Source organism: Cupriavidus sp. DL-D2 (genome assembly GCF_039710735.1).
GTDB lineage: Bacteria > Pseudomonadota > Gammaproteobacteria > Burkholderiales > Burkholderiaceae > Cupriavidus.
The window spans coordinates 22765-41475 of the sequence record NZ_JBDKXK010000039.1 but is presented as its reverse complement, the minus strand read 5'-3'; the positions used below and the strand labels follow the sequence as shown (position 1 = coordinate 41475).

Genomic DNA, 18711 nt, shown 5'->3' with positions numbered 1-18711 from the left:
TCCTGTCTCCCCTTGCATTCTCACAATCCAGGCGTGTTCATCCACCAGCCCTCCCGGCGACGGGGCAAGGCGCGCACGCGCGCGTGGCTCGACACGTCCGCGCACCGTCCGCGCCGGCATCTGCGGCGCGATGTCGCCGGTGACACGTCGGGTAGCACGGTCTGGCTGTTCGACCTCGACAATACGCTGCATGACGCCTCGCACGCCATCTTTCCGGCCATCAACGGGCTGATGACGGCATACGTGGCGCGTGTGCTGGGCTGCGACCTGGCCGAGGCCAGCCGACTGCGCGTGGACTACTGGCGACGCTATGGCGCCACGCTGCTCGGCATGATCCGCCACCATCAGGTGGACCCGGCTGATTTCCTGCGTGCCGCCCACGAGTTTCCGGACCTGGCAGACATGGTGCGCGTGCGGCGTGGCCTGGCGACGGCGTTGCGCCGGTTGCCCGGCCGCAAGATCCTGGTCACCAACGCGCCGCGCGACTATGCGCATGCGGTGATGGCTCTGGCGGGCATCGACCGCTGTTTCGAGCGCGTGGTGGCCATCGAGGACATGTGGGTCCACGGCCATCTGGGTCCGAAGCCGGACCGGCGCATGCTGCTGCGCCTGCTGGCGCAGGCGGGCGTGGCCGCGCATCGCGCGGTGCTGGTGGAGGACACGCTGTCGCACCTCAAGCACTATGCCGGCATGGGCATTCGCACGGCATGGGTCACCGGGTTCCTGCGGACGGTCTCGCCGTCGCGTCCGCATCCCATGGGGCCAGCGGCGGATGGCACGGCGCGCGACGCCGCCACGCGCCAGACCCTGGCCGCCGAAGATCGCCAGCACGCGGGACACGCGGCGCAGGAGCACGCCGTGACGCTTGTGGCGGCGGAAAGCCAGGACCCGGGCACCCCGGCGATAGCCCGGGCTGCGGCAACGGCGCCACAGACCGAGGCCGGCGCGGTGCCGGCAACGCGTGCGCGACTGGTCAATCGCCCGCGCTATGTGGACATAAAAGTACAATCGATGCATCAACTCCTAAAACAAAAGCGGAGAATCGGGTCATGACGCAAACCATCGCTCGACAGGCCGAGGCCCCAGTGCCTCCTGTCACATCGGTCGCCGATCCGGACGCGCCGGCGCGCAAGCGTCCGCGTCCCGGCGAACGCCGCATCCAGATCCTGCAGACGCTGGCTGGCATGCTCGAGCATCCGCGCGGGGAAAAGATCACCACGGCGGCGCTGGCCGCCAAGCTGTCGGTTTCCGAGGCCGCGCTGTATCGCCATTTCGCGAGCAAGGCGCAGATGTTCGAAGGGCTGATCGGCTTCATCGAGCAGACCGTGTTCGGGCTGATCAACCAGATCACCACGCAGGAAGAGCACGGCCTGCGCCAGTTGCAGGCCATCGTGCGCATGCTGCTGACGTTTGCCGAGAAGAATCCCGGCATGACGCGCGTGCTGACCGGCGAGGCGCTGGTGGGCGAGCACGAGCGCCTGCAGGAGCGCATCAACCAGATGGTGGACCGCATCGAGGCATCGCTGCGCCAGTGCCTGAAGGTGGCCGTCTCGCAGGCTGCGTTTCCGGCCGATGCGGACGTGTCCGGGCGCGTGGCGCTGATCATGGCCGCTGTGCAAGGCCACTGGCACCGCTACGCGAAGAGCGGCTTCCGCAAGCTGCCGGCTGAAAGCATCGACGCGCAACTGCGCGTGCTGCTGGGGTGAAAACCGTGCAGGGCGCAGGGTCGTGAGCACGGCCCGCGCTTTGCACTATAATGTGCGGGTCGCGCCGATTTGATGACTGGCTTGCGGGCGCGCGGCAGCCTGGGGAGTGTCCCCGGGACGCCAATATAAATGCGGCTAAAGAGGTTGGGTCGGTGCCTCGCGAATGACGTGTGACAGATGATGTCGATGTCGTCCACGCTCCAGCACCGGCACGCGGGACACCGCGAAAAGCCCGACTTGGCTGCGAATCCAACGCATATGCCGGTCGGGTTTTTTTATGCCTGCCATTTGCGCGGGCCCGCTCAATGACCGATGTCGCCCCTCCCGCTGGTGTCCTCGACGTGCCGACCGATTCGGTTGGCGTCGTCACGCCCCAGCGACTGCATTTCGACGAGCCGCTGAAGCTCCGCAACGGCACCCAGCTCGCCGGCTATGACCTGATGGTCGAAACCTACGGCACGCTCAACGCCGCTCGCAGCAATGCCGTGCTGGTGTGCCACGCACTCAATGCCTCGCATCATGTGGCCGGCATCGCCGCGGACAATCCGCGTGATATCGGCTGGTGGGACAACATGGTGGGCCCCGGCAAGCCGCTCGATACCAACCGCTTCTTCGTGATCGGCGTGAACAACCTCGGGTCGTGTTTCGGCTCGACCGGGCCGATGAGCATCAACCCGGCCACGGGCCAGCCGTACGGCGCGCTGTTTCCCGTGGTGACGGTCGAGGACTGGGTCAACGCGCAGGCCCGCGTGGCCGATCACTTCGGCATCACGCAGTTCGCGGCGGTGATGGGTGGCAGCCTGGGCGGCATGCAGGCGCTGGCCTGGAGCCTGATGTATCCGGAGCGGCTGCGCCATTGCATCGTGGTGGCGTCCACGCCCAAGCTGTCGGCGCAGAACATTGCGTTCAACGAGGTGGCGCGCAGTTCGATCCTGTCGGACCCGGACTTCCACGGCGGCAACTATTACGCGCACAACGTGAAGCCGAAGCGCGGCCTGCGCGTGGCCCGGATGATCGGCCACATCACGTACCTGTCCGACGAGGACATGGCCGAGAAATTCGGCCGGACGCTCAAGGCCGAGGACATCCAGTTCTCGTTCGACGTCGAGTTCCAGGTGGAGAGTTACCTGCGATACCAGGGCGACAAGTTCGCCGAGTACTTCGACGCGAATACCTACCTGCTGATCACGCGGGCGCTGGATTACTTCGATCCTGCGCTGACATTCGACGGCGACCTGACGCGGGCCATGGCGCAGACCAGTTCCAATTTCCTGGTGGTGAGCTTCAGCACGGACTGGCGTTTTGCGCCGAACCGCAGCCGCGAGATCGTCAAGGCGCTGCTCGACAACAAGCGCCGCGTGTCGTATGCGGAGATCGATGCCCCGCACGGCCACGACGCCTTCCTGCTCGACGATCCGCGCTATCACAACCTGATGCGCGCCTACTACGAACGCATTGCCGAGGAGATCGGTGCATGAACGCCGCCACCAATCCCAATATCCTCGCGCTGCGCCCTGACTTCCGCGCCATCGCGCGCTGGATCGAACCCAACTCCAGCGTGCTCGATGCCGGCTGCGGCGACGGCAGCCTGCTGCGCGTGCTGCAGGACGAACTGGACGTGCATGCCTATGGCATCGAGATCCGCGACGAGGGCGTGCTGGCCTGCGCGCAGAAGGGTGTTCACGTAATCCAGCAGAACCTGGAGGGTGGACTGGCACTGTTCGAGGACAAGAGCTTCGACACGGTGATCCTGTCGCAGACGCTGCAGACCATCCACAACACGGCCCAGGTGCTGCGCGACACGCTGCGCGTGGGGCGCGAATGCATCGTCTCGTTCCCGAATTTCGGTTACTGGCCGCATCGGCTGTCGGTATTCCGGGGCCGCATGCCGGTGTCGGAGTCGCTGCCGTACCAGTGGTACAACACGCCGAACGTGCGCGTGCTGACCATTGGCGATTTCGAGGAACTGGCGCCCAAGGTCGGCCTGCGCGTGCTGGATCGCGTGGTGATGCACGAAGGCGTGACCGTCAACTGGGGCGTGAACTGGCGCGGCAGCCTGGCCGTGTATCGCGTCACGGCGGTGTGACGATGGCGTAACGGAAGGGGCGTGGCGTAGCGACTAGCTTGACGCAACCCTCTGGCGGGCATACCGTACGGATTCATCGAACGACCGTACTATTTTCTGCCATGACGCAAGCGCCCCTCCATCCGCTCGATCACGCCCTGCAACTCGAACCCGCCGGCGAACACCGCTACCTGGGCCATACGAGCCAGGCTTACTGGAACATGATCGGCCCGTTTGGCGGTGCCACGGCGGCCGTGATGCTGCAGGCGGCGCTCGCTCATCCCGAGCGGCTGGGCGACCCCAGCGCACTGACCGTCAACTTTGCCGGCCCGATTGCGGAAGGACCGTTCGAAGTGGTGGCGCGTCCGTCGCGCACGAATCGCTCGACCCAGCACTGGCACCTCGAACTCCTGCAGAACGGCGAGATCACGACCACCGGCAGCGCGGTGTTTGCGGTGCGACGCGAGACCTGGAATTGCGGCGAAGCGAAGATGCCCGAAGTGCCGGCGGCTGAGGGACTGCCGCGCATGGGTGGCTTTGCGCCGGTCAAGTGGATCGGCAGCTATGACATGCGCGCGGTGCGTGGCGCCAAGCCCAACGCAGCGGTGGGTACTGAAAATCCGGACAGCCTGACGCAATTCTGGATTCGCGACGAGCCGGCGCGCACGCCCGACTATGCCGCCGTCGCAGCCCTGTGTGACGCCTTCTACCCGCGCATTTTTCTCAAGCGCGCCGGGTTTGTGCCCGCCGGCACGGTGTCACTGACCACTTATTTCCACGCCGATGCCGCCACGCTGGCCGCGCTCGGTGATCGCCATGTACTGGGCAGCGCCCAGGCGCGCGTGTTTCGGCAGGGGTTCTTTGACCAGACGGCGGAGATCTGGAGTCCGGAAGGTGAGTTGCTCGCCACCTCCCATCAAATCGTCTACTACAAAGAATAATCAGGCAGTGCGCGCGCCAGCCACCGGCTCAGGCTCGCGCGCCTGCGCCTCGTAGCGGTGGACCGTGCGGCGCATCGCCCAGAGCAGGACCACGCCGGGCACGGCGGCCACGACGGTGCCGAGGTAGAACGGCGCCCAGCCCCAGGCTTCCACCATGTAGCCCGAGGTGGGACCCACGTAGACGCGTCCGATCGATGCCAGCGCGGACAGCAGCGCGTACTGCGTGGCCGAGAATGACCGGTTGCACAGCGTCATCAGCAACGCCACGAACGCGGCGGTGCCCATGCCGCCACACAGGTTCTCGATGGCGATGGTCGCGCCCATCGACCACAGGTGGGGCGGCGTGACCGACAGCACCCAGTAGCCGAGGTTGGAGACCGCCTGCAGGATGCCGAACAGCATCAGCGAGCGGTACAGGCCGAGCCGCACCATCAGCGATCCGCCGAACAGTGCGCCGATGATCGTCGCGGCCAGCCCGAGCGTCTTGTTGACGATGCCGACCTCGCCCGGATCGAAGCCCAGCCCGCGGATCAGGAAGGTGGTGGACAGGCTGCCGGCAAAGGCGTCGCCAAGCTTGTAGAGCACGATCAGCAGCAGCAGCCACCACGCGCCCTGACGGCCGAAGAAATCGCGCAGCGGACCGAACACCGCTTCTTCAAGTGTGCGCGGCGCGCGCGCTGGCACATCGGGTTCCGGCGCCCAGGCCAATGTCAACAGGCCGATGCCCATCAGCCCGGCCATGCACAGGTACATGTTCGACCAGCCCAGCACCCGATCCGCCAGATACAGTGCGAGCCCGCCGGACACCAGCATTGCCAGCCGATAGCCGAGCACCTTGATGGCCGCACCGAGTCCGCGTTCGCTCGGTCGCAGCACGTCGGTGCTGTAGGCATCGAACACGATGTCTTGCGAGGCCGACAGGAAGGCCACCAGCGTAGCCAGTGCGGCCAGTGCCCAGAGCGCCTGCTGTGGCGGACAGAACGCCATGGCAGCGATGCTTGCCATGAGGCCAAGCTGGGTCAGCAGCAGCCAGCCGCGCCGCCGTCCGAGCAACGGCGGCGTGTAGCGATCCATCAGCGGCGCCCACAGGAACTTGAAGATATAGGCTTGCCCGACCAGCGAGAAGAAGCCGATCGTCTTGATGTCGAGCCCTTCCACGGTCATCCACGCCTGCAACGTGCCGGAGGTCAGCGCCAGCGGCAGCCCCGAGGCGAAGCCGAGCGTGAGCATGGCGGCGAACCGGGGATTCCTGAAAAATTCGAGGTAAGTGAGGAGATTCATGTTGGGGAGGCGCAAAGGCTGGCGTGTATTATTGCATCACCCGTTCGCGCCGCCGCCACCTTTATCGTCCCCGACACCATGCGTCAGACCTGCTTGCGCGCCGCCCTGGCCGCTACGATTTTCGCGTTGGCGCTGCCTGCCATGGCACAGGGGGTGGCAGTGGTAGCCGCGCCCGACGACGGCGTGCGCGTGGAGCGCAACGACTCCCGCGTGCGGATGATCGTGCCGATGGAGGTGATCGACCAGCAGGCCGCCCGAGAGTACGAGCAGGTCCGGCAGGAAGCCATCGCCAAGAAAACCCTGCTCGGCGACGATCATCCCCAGGTGCAGCGCCTGCGCGAGATCGGCGTTCGCCTGCTGCCGCAGACCGTGCTCTGGAATCCGCGTGCCGGACGCTGGCCGTGGGAAATCAACGTGATCCGCTCGAAGCAGGTCAACGCCTTCTGCATGCCGGGCGGCAAGATGGCCGTCTATACCGGCCTGCTCGACGACCTCAAGCTGACCGATGACGAAGTGGCCATGGTGATGGGCCACGAGATCGCCCATGCGCTGGAGGAGCATGCCCGGCAGCGCGCAGCCCAGGCCGAGATCTCCAACCTGGGCGCCAACGTGGTGTCGCAACTGACTGGCTTCGGCAATCTCGGCAACATGGACATTGCCACGCGTGCCAAGGTGCTGTCGCTACGTTTCTCCCGCCGGGAGGAGACCGAGGCCGACCTGATCGGGATGGATATCGCCGCCCGCGCCGGCTACGACCCGCGCGCGGCCATCACGCTGTGGCGCAAGATGGGAACGGTGCTGCAGGCCGGGGACGAGTTCACGTCGACCCACCCGTCGGGCCGCAGCCGTATCGCCGTGCTCGAAGCCCACATGAACGAAGTGCTTCCGCTCTACGCGCAGGCCATGAGCATGCCGATGGACAAGCTGCCGATGCACCAGCCCAACATGGCCAACCTGGGCGGCGCCCCGGTGGATGCTGGCGACGAGGATCAGCGCAGTCCGCTGAAAAAGTAGGGCTCGGCCGCGCTCCATCGCCTGCGGCCACCCATGAAAAAACCGGCTCCTGGGAGCCGGTTTTTCTTTGCGCTGACGCCGTAGCGTCGACGGCTTCGTCAGGCTTTCAGGCCAGCGGCCTCGTCGGCACCGAGGCGCACGTTCATGCACTGCACCGCCGCGCCGGCGGCACCCTTGCCCAGGTTGTCCAGGCGGGCCACCAGGTTCAGGTTGTTCTCGTTGCCGAACACGAACAGGTCCACGCGGTTCGTGTCGTTGCTGGCCTGCACGTCGAAGAAGCCGTGGTCGAGATTCTCGTCGGCATTGAACGGATGCACGCGAACGAACTGCTCGCCTTCATAGTGCTTGCGGTAGATGTCGAGAATCGCCTCGGCATCGACCTTGCGCGACAGCAGCGACGGGAACACCGGCACCGTGACCGACAGGCCCTTGAGGAAGTTGCCGACGATCGGATTGAAGATCGGGGCCTGGGCCAGTCCGGCCTGCACGCGCATCTCGGGGAGATGCTTGTGCGAGAGACCGAGCGCGTACGGACGCGGGCTCATCAGCTTCGGGTTACCGCCCGCCTCGAACTCCGCAATCATCGACTTGCCGCCGCCGCTGTAGCCCGTCAGCGAAAATGCCGTGGCCGGGTAGTTGGCCGGCATCAGGCCCGCTTCGACCAGCGGACGCACCGCCATCACAAACGCGCTGGCGTGGCAGCCCGGCACCGCAATGCGGTTGCTGGCGCGGATCTTCTCGCGCTGACCACGGGTCAGTTCGGGCAGGCCATAGGCCCAATTGTCGGCCGTGCGGAACGCCGTGCTGGCGTCGATCACGCAGGTATTGGGATTGGTCACCAGCGACACGGCCTCACGCGAGGCCACGTCCGGCAGGCAGAGGAACGACACGTCCGAGGCATTCAGAAAGCGTGCGCGTTCCTGCGGATCCTTGCGCTTGTCATCGGCAATGCGCAGCAGCTCGACATCGCTGCGACCCGAGAGATAGTCAAGCAGCCGGAGACCGGTGGTGCCTTCCTGACCATCGACGAACACTTTGAAAACCATGGCGGACTCACTCTGAAAAATGCAAATGCGAAAAGTCTCACATCCCTGGGGGGCGAGATATCCCGCATTGTAACGAGGTTGGAGGCGGGTCGCAGGGTTTACGCCGAATTGGGACGCACCCCGGAACTTCCCCTCAAAGTCATCACGGCGCCACTTTCTTCACAACGGAAAGTCGTAGTCGATCGACAGTGGTGCGTGGTCGCTGAACTTCTCGTCCTTGTAGATCGCGCAGCCCTTGGCGGTGGCGGCAATCTTCGCGGTGGTCAGGTGGTAATCGATACGCCACCCGACGTTCTTGGCGTAGGCCTGTCCGCGGTTGCTCCACCATGTGTACTGGTCGGGCCGGGGGTCGAGCTGGCGGAAGACGTCCACATAGCCGTGGCTCTCGAACAGAGCACCGATCCACGCGCGTTCTTCGGGCAGGAAGCCTGAGTTCTTCAGGTTGCCCTTCCAGTTCTTGATGTCGATTTCCTTGTGCGCGATGTTGACGTCGCCGCACAGCACGATCTCGCGTCCGGTGGCCTTCAGCGCCAGCAGGTGGGGCAGGAAGGCTTCCATGAAGCGGAATTTCGCGAGCTGGCGCTCCTCGCCGCTGGAGCCGGATGGCACATAGACCGAAATCACGGCCAGGTGCGGATACTGCACCTCGACGTAGCGGCCTTCGGCATCGAATTCGGCGCAGCCGAATCCCGTGACGACCCGCTCGGGCTTGTGGCGCGTGTAGAGACCCACGCCGCTATAGCCCTTCTTCTCCGCATAGTGGAAGAAGCCGTGGTAGCCATGTGGCGCCAGGAACGCCTCGGTCATGTCGGCTTCCTGAGCCTTGAGTTCCTGGACGCAGACCATGTCTGCGTCCTGCTTGCCCATCCACTCGAAGAAGCCTTTCTTGGAGGCCGAGCGGATGCCGTTGAGGTTGGCGCTGATAATCCGTAACATCTCGGGAAATTTTGAAAATCAGAGAGAAAAGAATGACGCAGCAGACCACGCCGGACGACCTCAGCCAGTCCTTTATCCGCTTTGCACTGGATGCGGGCGTGCTGTCCTTCGGCGAGTTCGTGACCAAGGCCGGACGCAAGTCGCCGTATTTCTTCAACGCCGGCCTGTTCAACCAGGGCGCCATGCTGGGTAAGGTGGCGCAATTCTACGCGAAGACCCTGTTGGACTCGGGCGTGGAGTTCGACGTGCTGTTCGGACCGGCCTACAAGGGCATCACGCTGGCCTCGGCCACGGCGGTGGCGCTGGCCGGTATGGGACGTGACGTCGGGTTTGCCTACAACCGCAAGGAAGCCAAGGACCATGGCGAGGGCGGCACGCTGGTGGGCGCCAAGCTGCGCGGCAAGGTGGTGATCGTGGACGATGTGATCTCGGCGGGCACCTCGGTGCGCGAGTCGATGCAGATGATCCGTGCGGCCGGCGCCGAGCCCGCTGCCGTGCTGATCGCACTGGACCGCATGGAAAAGAGCGGCACCGCCGACAACATCGGCACGCATTCCGCCGTGCAGGACGTACAGCGCGAATTCGGTGTGCCGGTGATCAACATCGCCTCGCTCAAGGACCTGCTGGCCTATCTGGATGCGTCGCAAGACCCCGCGCTCGGGAACTCCCGGGCCGCTGTGGCTGCCTACCGTGAGAAGTACGGCGTCTGACAGCACACAATACGACGGCCCCGCTTGGGGCCGTTTTCATTTCCAGGGATTCCAGGGAGCATCGGCGTGGCGAAGAATCGGCGGCAGGACGTGGCAGCGGTCAAGAAGCAGGTCGGCGCGCAGGGCGCACCCCCGCAGGATTCTTCCCCCGATGCCGCCACGCCGGCCAAGGCGAAACGCAGTGCAGCCAAAAGCGAATCGCTGCCGTTCACGCATTGCGCCCCCGATGCGCCGCCGCACACCGGCCCGGCCCACGAAGCCTATGCCATCCGCGCGCTGGTGCTGCAGGGTGGCGGGGCGCTCGGCTCGTATCAGGCGGGCGTCTACCAGGGACTGTCGGAAGGCGGCATCCATCCGAACTGGGTGGCGGGAATTTCCATCGGCGCACTGAATGCGGCCGTGATCGCCGGCAATCCGCCTGAAACACGTGTGGCGCAACTGCGCGCGTTCTGGGAGTACATCTGCGCCCAGCCGTGGTTGCCCGGTTTGCCGCTCGATCTGCTGACCGAGGCCGCGCCGATGTGGCCCGAGCCGATGCGTATCTGGTTCGATAGCGTCAACGCAGCGCGGGCATTGGTGGAGGGGCAACGCGGCTTCTTCACACCACGCGCCGTGACGGACCTCTGGGCGCGCCGCGACGATCCGGGCAGTGCCAGCTACTACGACACCGCGCCGCTCAAGGCCACGCTGGAGCGCTTTGTCGATTTCGACCGCGTGAACCGCTCGAAAGAGATGCGTGTCTCCGTGGGCGCGGTCAACGTGAAGACCGGCAACTTCGCCTACTTCGACAACACGCGCATGACGCTGCGGGCCGAGCATTTCATGGCATCGGGCGCCTTGCCGCCGGGCTTTCCGGCCGTGGAGATCGATGGCGAGTACTACTGGGATGGCGGCCTGGTGTCGAATACGCCCTTGCAGGAAGTGCTGGTGGCCCAGCCGCGCAAGGATGCGCTGATCTTTCAGGTCGATCTGTGGAGCGCGCGCGGCAAGCTGCCGCACAACCTGCTGGACGTGGCCGAGCGCCAGAAGGACATCCAGTATTCCAGCCGCACGCGGGCGATCACCGACGTCATGCGCGAGCAGCAGAACTATCGCCGCATGTTGAGCGAGGTGATGGCGCTGGTGCCACCTTCGAAGCGCGACGATCCGTGGTTCAAACGCGCGGCCGATCATGCCTGCGACGCGCGCCGCAACGTGATCCAGCTGATCTATCGCGACAAATCGTTCGAGGGCAGCGCCAAGGATTACCAGTTCGGTGTGCTGACGATGCACGAGCACTGGTCGAGCGGCCTCGACGATATCCGCGACACGCTCAAGCATCCGCACTGGCTCGCGATGCCGGGGCCGGAACGGCCCTTCGTCACCCATGACGTGCATCGCGGGAACGGAGATACCTGAGCGTCGGGCTTACTCCACCACGAGCTTGGCCAGTTCCGGCTTTGGCGGCGGATACTCCGGCTTGAGCTGGGCGAAGACCGCGCGCAGGATCTCTGCCACCATCAGGTTACGGTGCGTCTTGGAATTGGCCGGCACGATGTACCACGGATTGGCGGGCGTGGCCGTGGCGGCGATGGCCGCTTCATAGACGCGCTGGTACTCATTCCAGAACTTGCGTTCGGCCAGGTCCTGCGCGTCGAATTTCCAGTGCTTCTGCGGATCGCCGATACGCTGCTCCAACCGATCCTTCTGCTCGTCCTTCGATATGTGGAGAAAGCACTTGACGATGGTCGTGCCGGTCTCCGTGAGCATCTGCTCGAACGCGCGGATCTGCTGATAGCGCCGCGCGCATTCGGCATCGTCGATCCAGCCGTGCACGCGCGTGATCAGCACGTCCTCGTAATGGCTGCGGTTGAAGACGACGATTTCGCCCTTGCGCGGCACCTGCGCATGCACGCGCCACAGGTAGTCGCGCGCCAGTTCCTCGGCAGTCGGCGCCTTGAAGCTGACCACGCGTAGCCCGAGCGGATCGAAGCTGCGGAAGACACCGCGCACAGTGCCATCCTTGCCACTGGTATCCATGCCTTGAAGGATGACCAGCAGCTTGCGCGAGTGCTCGGCGTAGAAGATGTCCTGCTGCTTGTCGAGCCAGTCCGAGATTTCGGTTACACGCGCCTGGTCGATGGCCTTGGTGCTGCCAGAGAGTGGCTTGGACTTGGGATCGAAGGATTCCAGCTTGAAAGACTTGCCGGAGGTAATGCGGAAATCGTCCAGATTCATGGGCTCTCCGAGAACGGGGCCGGGCGGCCCCGCGTTCCTCATGACCTCCCGGAACGTGCGGGAGGCAAGCCCTCATGGTCAGGCAGGCAGCATGGCCAGGTCAATAGACCCTTCGAATACCGTCGTGGCCGGACCGGTCATCTGCACCGGCTGGCCCACGCCATCCCAGGCGATGGTCAGGTCGCCGCCATGCGTATGGACCTTGACCGGAGAGTCGAGCAGGCCACGATGGATGCCCGCCACCACCGCCGCGCAGGCGCCGGTGCCGCAGGCTAGCGTTTCACCGGCGCCGCGTTCGAATACGCGCAGCCGGATGGTCTGGCGGTTCACGATCTGCATGAAGCCGGCATTGACGCGGTTCGGGAAGGTCTTGTGATGCTCGATCACGGGGCCATCCTGCAGCACCGGGAACTGTTCCACATCCTCGACGACCTGCACCGCATGCGGATTGCCCATCGATACGGCGGAGATCCATGCCGTACGGCCGTTGACCTCCAGGCCGTAGAGCGTGTCGCTGCCCTCGGTGCGCGTGGGCAGGCCGGCTGGCACGAACGGCACGCGGGCAGGCGTCAGTTCGGGCGCGCCCATGTCCACGGTCACCTGGCCGTCATCCTGCAGCGTCAGCGTGATGATGCCGTTCATGACTTCCACGCGCACCGTGCGCTTGTCGGTCATGCCCTTCTCGCTGACAAATCGCACGAAGCAGCGCGCGCCGTTGCCGCAGTGCTCCACCTCGCCGCCATCGTTATTGAAGATGCGGTAGCGGAAATCGACATCGTCGCGCTCGGATTTCTCGACGATCAGGATCTGGTCCGCGCCGATGCCGAAATGCCGGCTGGCCAGCGCACGCCACTGGGCGTCGGTCAGGTCGAGCTTCTGGTGGATGCCGTCCAGCACGATGAAATCGTTGCCGGCGCCATGCATTTTGGTGAACTGGAGTTTCATGCTCGGCATTGTAATCAGTAGATGTCAGGTTCGCCGGGCGGCCGGTGCTTGAAGCGTTTGTGCACCCAGTAGTAATCCGCCACACGCGGGCGGATCGCATCCTCGAAGAATTGGTTCATGCGGCGCGTATCTTCCGTGACGCTCTCGCCGGGATAGTTGTCCCAGGCCGGCAGAATGTGCAGCACATAGCCCTTGTAGTCGGGCAACTGCTCCGTGTAGATCGGCACCACCTGTGCGCCGGAGGCGCGGGCCAGGCGTGATACCACGGTCAGCGTCAGCGCCGGCGCGCCGAAAAACGGGATGAATTCGGAGTCGCGCGGGCCGAAATCCATGTCGGAGATCAGTTGAAGCGCCTCGCCTTGCTTGAGCACGCGCAGGATGCTACGCGCGCTGTCATTGCGCGAAATCATGTTGGCGCCAAAGCGCCCCCGGGCGACCTTGAGGAAGTTGTCGAACAGTTCGTTCTTCTGCACCGTGTACAGCGAGGCACCCGAGCGGCCCACAGTGTCGCGCAGATGCATCGTCAGGCGGATGGCACCGGCTTCGAGGCCGGATAGATGCGGCGTGACAAGAATGTGCGGCGTGCCGTCGAGCGCGGGAAGGTTGGCCTGATCGTCGATCTGCACGAGGCGGCGCATCTTGTCCTCTCCGCACGTCCAGAAAATGCCGCCTTCGGCCAGGCTGCGAAACACCTTGCGGAAGGTTTCGTGCGACATGGCTTCGATTTCCGCAGCAGATTTTTCCGGAAAGCACAGGCGCAGGTTGGCGCGTACGACCTCGCGGCGCGAACTGGGAATCCGGTACAGCAGGCTGCCCAGCGCCTCGCCGAAACGGGCGACAAAGGAATACGGAAGCTTGCCCAGCAAGGTCAGCAGACCGATACCGAGCGAGGTAAATATGCGGCTCATCAATGATTTTGGGTCGTGGTGTCGGGCGAAACTGGCGCGGAGGCCATCGTTGCCGGTGGCGGTTCGGCGCCACCTGGTTGCTTGTAGCGGTTATAGCCCCACAGGTACTGGGTCGGATCGATCTCGATCAAGTCTTCGATGGCGGCGTTGATCGTGGCCGATGCGGCGGCGGGGTCGTCGGGCAGCCTGCCGTTGTCGCCGAGCACGCGCACATGGCCGCGATAACCCTGCCCGTGCGGCAGCCGTTGCGCATAGATCATGACCACCGGTGCGCCGGTCAGTTGCTGCAAACGATGGACCAGCGTCATCGAATAAGCCGGCTTGCCATAGAACGGCGCCCAGGTGCCCTCGCCACCACTCGGTACTTGATCGGGAAGAATGCCGAGGGCCTCGCCGCGCTTGAGCGCCTTGACCAGCATGCGCACGCCGCGCGGAGTGGCGGGCGCCATGGCCAGGTTGGGCCGGGTGCGCATGCGTTCGACAAACTCGCGCAGCCAGGGCTGGTGCGGCGGCTTGAACAGGCAGGTGATGGGACGGAGCCGGGCGTGCGAGAGCGGCAGGATCTCGAAACAGCCCAGGTGCGGCGTGGTGAGAATCAGGCCGTTGCCCTGACTCTGGAGCCGGTCCATCTCGGGCCAGAGGTGATCGTCGAAGCAATCGGTCCGCACGGTGATCGACTTGCGGCTCCAGAAATACGGCATCTCGACGATGAGGCGGCCAGTATGGCGCGCGGCCTCCGCGATCATGGCATCGGTGGCGTCGGGGTAGGCGTGGCGGAAGTTCTCCACGAGCCGCCGCCCATAGCGGCCGGGGAGCCGGGCCGCCAGCAGTCCCAGCGCGCCGCCAATGGCGTGCAGGACGCGCAGGGGCAAGCGGGAAATGAGCCAGAAGATAAAGGTCATGAGGGAGAAAGGGGAAATCGATCCCGGGATGAATCTTGTGTAATCGTCTCGTACATCACGTCGCGTGATCGGCAGGGCGCTGCCAAACTTCAGCCCTGAATCGAGCCGAATAACGTCCGGTATGGGCGCCTGCTTGCTCGATTGGACCCGATGCAGCATCCCCGGTCGCGGCGTATAATACCGCCCATCGCCGAGTTAACTGACAACTTGCGGGGCGATACCGCTCGATAAGAGTGGCCTAAATACCGCTAAAGCGTCGCCGCACGGTTTTCAGGGTGGCGCGCAATAGCCACATAGCCAACCTGGAGAACCTAGATCGTGTCGAACGATTTCCTCTTTACTTCGGAATCTGTCTCCGAAGGCCATCCCGATAAAGTAGCCGACCAGATTTCGGACGCCATCCTGGACGCCATCCTGGCTCAGGACAAGTATTCGCGTGTGGCTGCCGAGACGCTTTGCAACACCGGTCTGGTCGTGCTGGCGGGTGAAATCACCACGACTGCGAACGTCGACTACATCCAGGTCGCACGCGACACCATCAAGCGCATCGGCTACGACAACACCGACTACGGCATCGACTACAAGGGCTGCGCCGTGCTGGTGGCCTATGACAAGCAATCCCCGGACATCGCCCAGGGCGTGGATCGCGCCTCGGACGACTACCTGAACCAGGGTGCTGGCGACCAGGGCCTGATGTTCGGCTACGCCTGCGACGAGACCCCGGAACTGATGCCGTTCCCGATCTATTACTCGCACCGCCTGGTCGAGCGCCAGTCGCAACTGCGCCGTGACGGCCGCCTGCCCTGGCTGCGTCCGGATGCCAAGTCGCAAGTGACGGTGCGCTACGTGGACGGCCGTCCGCACAGCGTGGACACCGTGGTGCTGTCGACCCAGCATCACCCGGACGTCACGCAAGCCCAGATCCGCGAAGCCGTGATCGAGGAAATCATCAAGCCGGTGCTGCCGGCCGAGATGCTCAAGGAAACCAAGTTCCTGGTGAACCCGACCGGCCGTTTCGTGATTGGCGGCCCGCAAGGCGATTGCGGTCTGACCGGCCGCAAGATCATCGTCGATACGTACGGTGGTGCTTCGCCGCACGGCGGCGGCGCGTTCTCGGGCAAGGACCCGTCGAAGGTGGACCGCTCGGCGGCCTACGCTGCACGCTATGTGGCCAAGAACATCGTGGCCGCGGGCATTGCGCGCCAGTGTCAGGTGCAGGTCAGCTACGCCATCGGCGTGGCGCGTCCGATCAACGTGACCGTGTACACGGAAGGCACCGGCAAGATCTCCGACGAGAAGATTGCCGAACTGGTGCAGGAACACTTCGACCTGCGTCCGAAGGGCATCGTCCAGATGCTGGACCTGCTGCGCCCGATCTACGAGAAGACCGCTGCCTACGGCCACTTTGGCCGCGAAGAGCCGGAATTCTCGTGGGAAGCGACCGACAAGGCCGCCATCCTGCGCGCTGCCGCCGGCCTGTAAGTCTCCGGGCTCCGGCCCCATGAAAGAACCCCGCCGGTCCTTGCGGATCGCGCGGGGTTTTTTGTTGGTCTCGCATCACATGTTGGTGGGGCGTCAGGCGAGTTAGAATCCGGCCATCCCAAGAGAAACCGATCAAGCGGAATTGCCATGTCCCTGGACCTGATCCGTACCCAGCCCTATACCGAGTGGTCGCCCGAGGTGTCGCCGGAAACGCGTGCGACGCTGCGCCGCGAGCTGGAGCAGGGCGCCGTGCTGTATTTCCCGAATCTCGATTTCAAGTTCACGCCGGGCGAGGAACGCTTTCTCGATCCGCGCTACTCGGATGGCAAGTCGAAGAACATCAACCTGCGCGCCAACGAGACGGCGGTGCGCGGCGCGGCAGGCACCGAACAGGACCTGACCGATCTGTACAACCTGATCCGCCGCTATGCGGAATCCAGCGAAGCACTGATCCACGCGCTGTTTCCCGAATACGCGGGACACATGACACGTGCGGGCACGTCGCTGCGCCCGAGCGAGATCGCCGGCCGGCCCGTGAGCTGGCGCAAGGACGATACGCGGCTGCACGTGGATTCGTTCCCGTCCAATCCGATGCTCGGCAAGCGCCTGCTGCGCGTGTTCCATAACATCGATCGCGAAGCCCCGCGCGTGTGGCGAGTGGGTGAGCCGTTTGGCGATTTCGCGAAGCATTTCGTGCCGAAGACGCATGGCATGTGGCCGGGCCAGGCATGGCTCATGAAGACGTTGCACATTACCAAGCGCACGCGCAGCGAGTACGACCATCGCATGCTGCAGCTGCACGATCTGGCCAAGGCCGATCTCGACTACCAGAAGTCCGTGCCGCAGCAGGAATTCCATTTCCCGCCAGGCGCCACGTGGATTGTGTTCAGCGATCAGTTGCTGCACGCGGCGATGCGCGGCAAGGCGATGATGGAACAGACGATCTATCTGGACCCGGCAGCAATCGGGGATCGCACGCATTCGCCGGAGGCGGTGTTGTCGCGGATGCTGGGGAGGCAGATGGTGGAGGCTTGAGTCTTTGCTATCCCGCCCGGTTTTTACTCCCCTCTCGCTTGGTTTTTACTCCCCTCTCCCGCAAGGCGGGAGAGGGGAGCAAACAATGGGGAAGAGCGAAGCGCTTACCCCATCAACATCTTCACCATCCGCTCGAACCGCTTTCCATACGGCGCCTTCAACAGCCCCGCGCCATTCAACCCCGCCTGATAAAACACCGGCTTGATCTTCGAGAACGTCTCGAAGCCGGCCTGTCCGTGATACGCGCCCATGCCGCTGGGGCCGACGCCGCCGAACGGCAGGTTGTCCTGGGCGATATGGAAGAGCGTGTCGTTGACGGTCACGCCGCCGGCCACAGTCTGGCGCATCACGTGGTCCACCACATCGCCGTTCTTGTCGAATACATACAGCGCCAGCGGGCGCGGGCGGGCGTTCACGAAGCCGATGGCGTCGTCGATGTTGCGGTACGTCACCACGGGCAGGATCGGCCCGAAAATCTCCTCCTGCATCGCCTGGGTATCGACGGGCACATCGGTCAGCAGCACGGGCGGCAGGCGGCGCGCGGCGGCGTCAGGTGTGGCGTCGGTCAGCGGAACGACGTGTGCGCCGGAGCGGGCGGCGGCCTCGACCATCTCGGCCAGGCGCGCGAAGTGGCGCGGGCTGATGATGCTGGTGAAGTCGGGGTTGCGTGCGATGTCGGGATAGAGCCGGGCCACGCAGCGGCGCGCGGCTTCGACAAAGCGCTCCTGCTGGTCAGCCGGCACGAGCACGTAGTCAGGCGCGATGCAGGTCTGGCCGGCGTTGAGCAGCTTGCCGACCAGGATGCGCTCGACCGCCCGCTCGAAATCGGCACCCGGCCCGATGATGGCGGGCGATTTGCCGCCCAGTTCCAGCGTCACCGGTGTCAGGTTGGCGGCGGCGGCTTTCATCACGTGGTGGCCGACGTTGGTCGAACCCGTGAACAGCAGATGATCGAACGGCAGCGCGCTGAACGCAGCGGCTACCTGTGCATCGCCGTTGACGACAGTCACCTCGTCCGGCGCAAAGGTGGTCTGCACCAGTTTCGCGAATAACTCGGAAAAACGCGGCGTGAACTCCGATAACTTGATCATCGCCCGGTTGCCAGCCACGAGGGCGCCGGCCAGCGGACCGATCGCCAGGTAGAGCGGATAGTTCCACGGCACGACGATCCCGACCACGCCGAGTGGTTGCGGCATCAACCGCGATTTGGCTGGCAGGAACCAGAGCCCGGTCTTCACGCGACGCACGCGCATCCAGCGCTTGCCGTGGCGCAGCGCATCGTCGATGCCGGCCAGGCTCGGGAATACCTCCAGCAGCGCGGTTTCCTGACGGGGACGATTCGTGAAATCGGCACTGATCGCCGCGGCAATGGCTTCGTGGTTGTCGCGCACCAGCCGCTTGAGCCGTCGCAGCCGGTCTGCGCGGATGTCCCATGACGGCGTCTGGTCGTGGCGCGAGGCAGCGCGCATGGCGTCGAACACCGTCGACATGGCGGGGACTTCTCTCATTGGCGCTGTCTCCTT

At 64.6% G+C, this 18711-nt stretch carries 18 protein-coding genes; 10 read left to right on the top strand and 8 right to left on the bottom strand.

Translation table 11 applies throughout. The annotated features are described in order from the left end of the window. Window positions 1-33: 33 nt before the first annotated feature. From ABDB81_RS20185 to ABDB81_RS20165, 5 genes are all read left to right on the top strand, one after another. Window positions 34-1053 carry a pyrimidine 5'-nucleotidase gene (locus ABDB81_RS20185; RefSeq protein ID WP_137923568.1) on the top strand — a complete coding sequence of 340 codons (1020 nt, stop codon included), beginning with the start codon at window positions 34-36 and terminating at the stop codon, window positions 1051-1053. After that, window positions 1050-1706, top strand: coding sequence for a nucleoid occlusion factor SlmA (gene slmA, locus ABDB81_RS20180; protein WP_137923567.1), 657 nt, complete (start codon window positions 1050-1052; stop codon window positions 1704-1706). Before ABDB81_RS20185 ends, slmA begins: the two co-directional genes overlap by 4 nt. A gap of 305 nt (window positions 1707-2011) precedes the next feature. Continuing rightward, a complete protein-coding gene (locus ABDB81_RS20175) occupies window positions 2012-3184 on the top strand; it encodes a homoserine O-acetyltransferase (RefSeq protein ID WP_137923566.1) in 1173 nt (390 codons plus the stop codon). Next, a complete protein-coding gene (gene metW, locus ABDB81_RS20170; RefSeq protein ID WP_130392048.1) occupies window positions 3181-3792 on the top strand; it encodes a methionine biosynthesis protein MetW in 612 nt (203 codons plus the stop codon). Before ABDB81_RS20175 ends, metW begins: the two co-directional genes overlap by 4 nt. Before the next feature lie 101 nt (window positions 3793-3893). Beyond that, a complete protein-coding gene (locus tag ABDB81_RS20165) occupies window positions 3894-4712 on the top strand; it encodes a thioesterase family protein (protein ID WP_160471213.1) in 819 nt (272 codons plus the stop codon). Here ABDB81_RS20165 and ABDB81_RS20160 read toward each other — a convergent pair whose 3' ends face one another. Beyond that, entirely contained in the window at window positions 4713-5993 is a 1281-nt protein-coding gene (locus tag ABDB81_RS20160; RefSeq protein WP_137923564.1) for a muropeptide transporter, read from the bottom strand. It abuts the gene before it with no gap. 78 nt (window positions 5994-6071) lie between these two features. Between ABDB81_RS20160 and ABDB81_RS20155 the strand changes: the two genes are divergently transcribed. After that, complete coding sequence (locus tag ABDB81_RS20155) at window positions 6072-7007, top strand: M48 family metallopeptidase (protein ID WP_137923563.1); 936 nt, start codon at window positions 6072-6074, stop codon at window positions 7005-7007. A 98-nt stretch (window positions 7008-7105) separates the two neighbouring features. On the opposite strand, the gene argC is transcribed toward ABDB81_RS20155, so the two are convergent. Next, complete coding sequence (gene argC, locus ABDB81_RS20150) at window positions 7106-8053, bottom strand: N-acetyl-gamma-glutamyl-phosphate reductase (protein WP_346813165.1); 948 nt, start codon at window positions 8051-8053, stop codon at window positions 7106-7108. 159 nt (window positions 8054-8212) lie between these two features. Next, complete coding sequence (locus ABDB81_RS20145; RefSeq protein WP_346813163.1) at window positions 8213-8989, bottom strand: exodeoxyribonuclease III; 777 nt, start codon at window positions 8987-8989, stop codon at window positions 8213-8215. Window positions 8990-9021: 32 nt separating this feature from the next. On the opposite strand from ABDB81_RS20145, the gene pyrE reads away from it, so the two are divergent. Continuing rightward, window positions 9022-9699 carry an orotate phosphoribosyltransferase gene (gene pyrE / locus ABDB81_RS20140; RefSeq protein ID WP_346813161.1) on the top strand — a complete coding sequence of 226 codons (678 nt, stop codon included), beginning with the start codon at window positions 9022-9024 and terminating at the stop codon, window positions 9697-9699. A gap of 66 nt (window positions 9700-9765) precedes the next feature. Beyond that, entirely contained in the window at window positions 9766-11097 is a 1332-nt protein-coding gene (locus ABDB81_RS20135) for a patatin-like phospholipase family protein (protein WP_249359097.1), read from the top strand. Between the two features lie 9 nt (window positions 11098-11106). On the opposite strand, the gene ABDB81_RS20130 is transcribed toward ABDB81_RS20135, so the two are convergent. The 4 genes from ABDB81_RS20130 to ABDB81_RS20115 all read right to left on the bottom strand — a co-directional run bounded on the left by ABDB81_RS20130 (window position 11107) and on the right by ABDB81_RS20115 (window position 14671). Then, window positions 11107-11916, bottom strand: coding sequence for a PPK2 family polyphosphate kinase (locus tag ABDB81_RS20130; protein ID WP_160471217.1), 810 nt, complete (start codon window positions 11914-11916; stop codon window positions 11107-11109). 78 nt (window positions 11917-11994) lie between these two features. Beyond that, window positions 11995-12861 carry a diaminopimelate epimerase gene (gene dapF / locus ABDB81_RS20125; protein WP_137923558.1) on the bottom strand — a complete coding sequence of 289 codons (867 nt, stop codon included), beginning with the start codon at window positions 12859-12861 and terminating at the stop codon, window positions 11995-11997. Window positions 12862-12875: 14 nt separating this feature from the next. Further along, window positions 12876-13769 (bottom strand): lipid A biosynthesis lauroyl acyltransferase, encoded by an 894-nt coding sequence (locus ABDB81_RS20120; protein ID WP_237380003.1) that lies wholly within the window; start codon window positions 13767-13769, stop codon window positions 12876-12878. Then, entirely contained in the window at window positions 13769-14671 is a 903-nt protein-coding gene (locus tag ABDB81_RS20115) for a lysophospholipid acyltransferase family protein (RefSeq protein WP_346813152.1), read from the bottom strand. The genes ABDB81_RS20120 and ABDB81_RS20115 overlap by 1 nt, the downstream gene beginning before the upstream one ends. A gap of 318 nt (window positions 14672-14989) precedes the next feature. Between ABDB81_RS20115 and metK the strand changes: the two genes are divergently transcribed. Both metK and ABDB81_RS20105 read left to right on the top strand, forming a co-directional pair. Continuing rightward, window positions 14990-16153 carry a methionine adenosyltransferase gene (metK, locus tag ABDB81_RS20110; protein ID WP_137923555.1) on the top strand — a complete coding sequence of 388 codons (1164 nt, stop codon included), beginning with the start codon at window positions 14990-14992 and terminating at the stop codon, window positions 16151-16153. 147 nt (window positions 16154-16300) lie between these two features. Beyond that, entirely contained in the window at window positions 16301-17188 is an 888-nt protein-coding gene (locus tag ABDB81_RS20105) for a Kdo hydroxylase family protein (RefSeq protein ID WP_171020315.1), read from the top strand. Window positions 17189-17292: 104 nt separating this feature from the next. Here the strand turns inward: ABDB81_RS20105 and ABDB81_RS20100 are convergent, their stop codons facing one another. Beyond that, window positions 17293-18696, bottom strand: a complete 1404-nt coding sequence (locus ABDB81_RS20100) for a coniferyl aldehyde dehydrogenase (RefSeq protein ID WP_346813147.1) — start codon at window positions 18694-18696, stop codon at window positions 17293-17295. Between the last annotated feature and the right edge of the window lie 15 nt (window positions 18697-18711).

Coding starts and splice junctions, on each gene's coding strand:
- ABDB81_RS20100 (WP_346813147.1), bottom strand. CDS start 18,696: ATGAGAGAAGTCCCCGCCATGTCGACGGTGTTCGACGCCATGCGCGCT.
- ABDB81_RS20105 (WP_171020315.1), top strand. CDS start 16,301: ATGTCCCTGGACCTGATCCGTACCCAGCCCTATACCGAGTGGTCGCCC.
- dapF (WP_137923558.1), bottom strand. CDS start 12,861: ATGAAACTCCAGTTCACCAAAATGCATGGCGCCGGCAACGATTTCATC.
- ABDB81_RS20175 (WP_137923566.1), top strand. CDS start 2,012: ATGACCGATGTCGCCCCTCCCGCTGGTGTCCTCGACGTGCCGACCGAT.
- argC (WP_346813165.1), bottom strand. CDS start 8,053: ATGGTTTTCAAAGTGTTCGTCGATGGTCAGGAAGGCACCACCGGTCTC.
- ABDB81_RS20130 (WP_160471217.1), bottom strand. CDS start 11,916: ATGAATCTGGACGATTTCCGCATTACCTCCGGCAAGTCTTTCAAGCTG.
- slmA (WP_137923567.1), top strand. CDS start 1,050: ATGACGCAAACCATCGCTCGACAGGCCGAGGCCCCAGTGCCTCCTGTC.
- ABDB81_RS20155 (WP_137923563.1), top strand. CDS start 6,072: ATGCGTCAGACCTGCTTGCGCGCCGCCCTGGCCGCTACGATTTTCGCG.
- pyrE (WP_346813161.1), top strand. CDS start 9,022: ATGACGCAGCAGACCACGCCGGACGACCTCAGCCAGTCCTTTATCCGC.
- ABDB81_RS20115 (WP_346813152.1), bottom strand. CDS start 14,671: ATGACCTTTATCTTCTGGCTCATTTCCCGCTTGCCCCTGCGCGTCCTG.
- ABDB81_RS20165 (WP_160471213.1), top strand. CDS start 3,894: ATGACGCAAGCGCCCCTCCATCCGCTCGATCACGCCCTGCAACTCGAA.
- ABDB81_RS20160 (WP_137923564.1), bottom strand. CDS start 5,993: ATGAATCTCCTCACTTACCTCGAATTTTTCAGGAATCCCCGGTTCGCC.
- ABDB81_RS20145 (WP_346813163.1), bottom strand. CDS start 8,989: ATGTTACGGATTATCAGCGCCAACCTCAACGGCATCCGCTCGGCCTCC.
- ABDB81_RS20120 (WP_237380003.1), bottom strand. CDS start 13,769: ATGAGCCGCATATTTACCTCGCTCGGTATCGGTCTGCTGACCTTGCTG.
- metW (WP_130392048.1), top strand. CDS start 3,181: ATGAACGCCGCCACCAATCCCAATATCCTCGCGCTGCGCCCTGACTTC.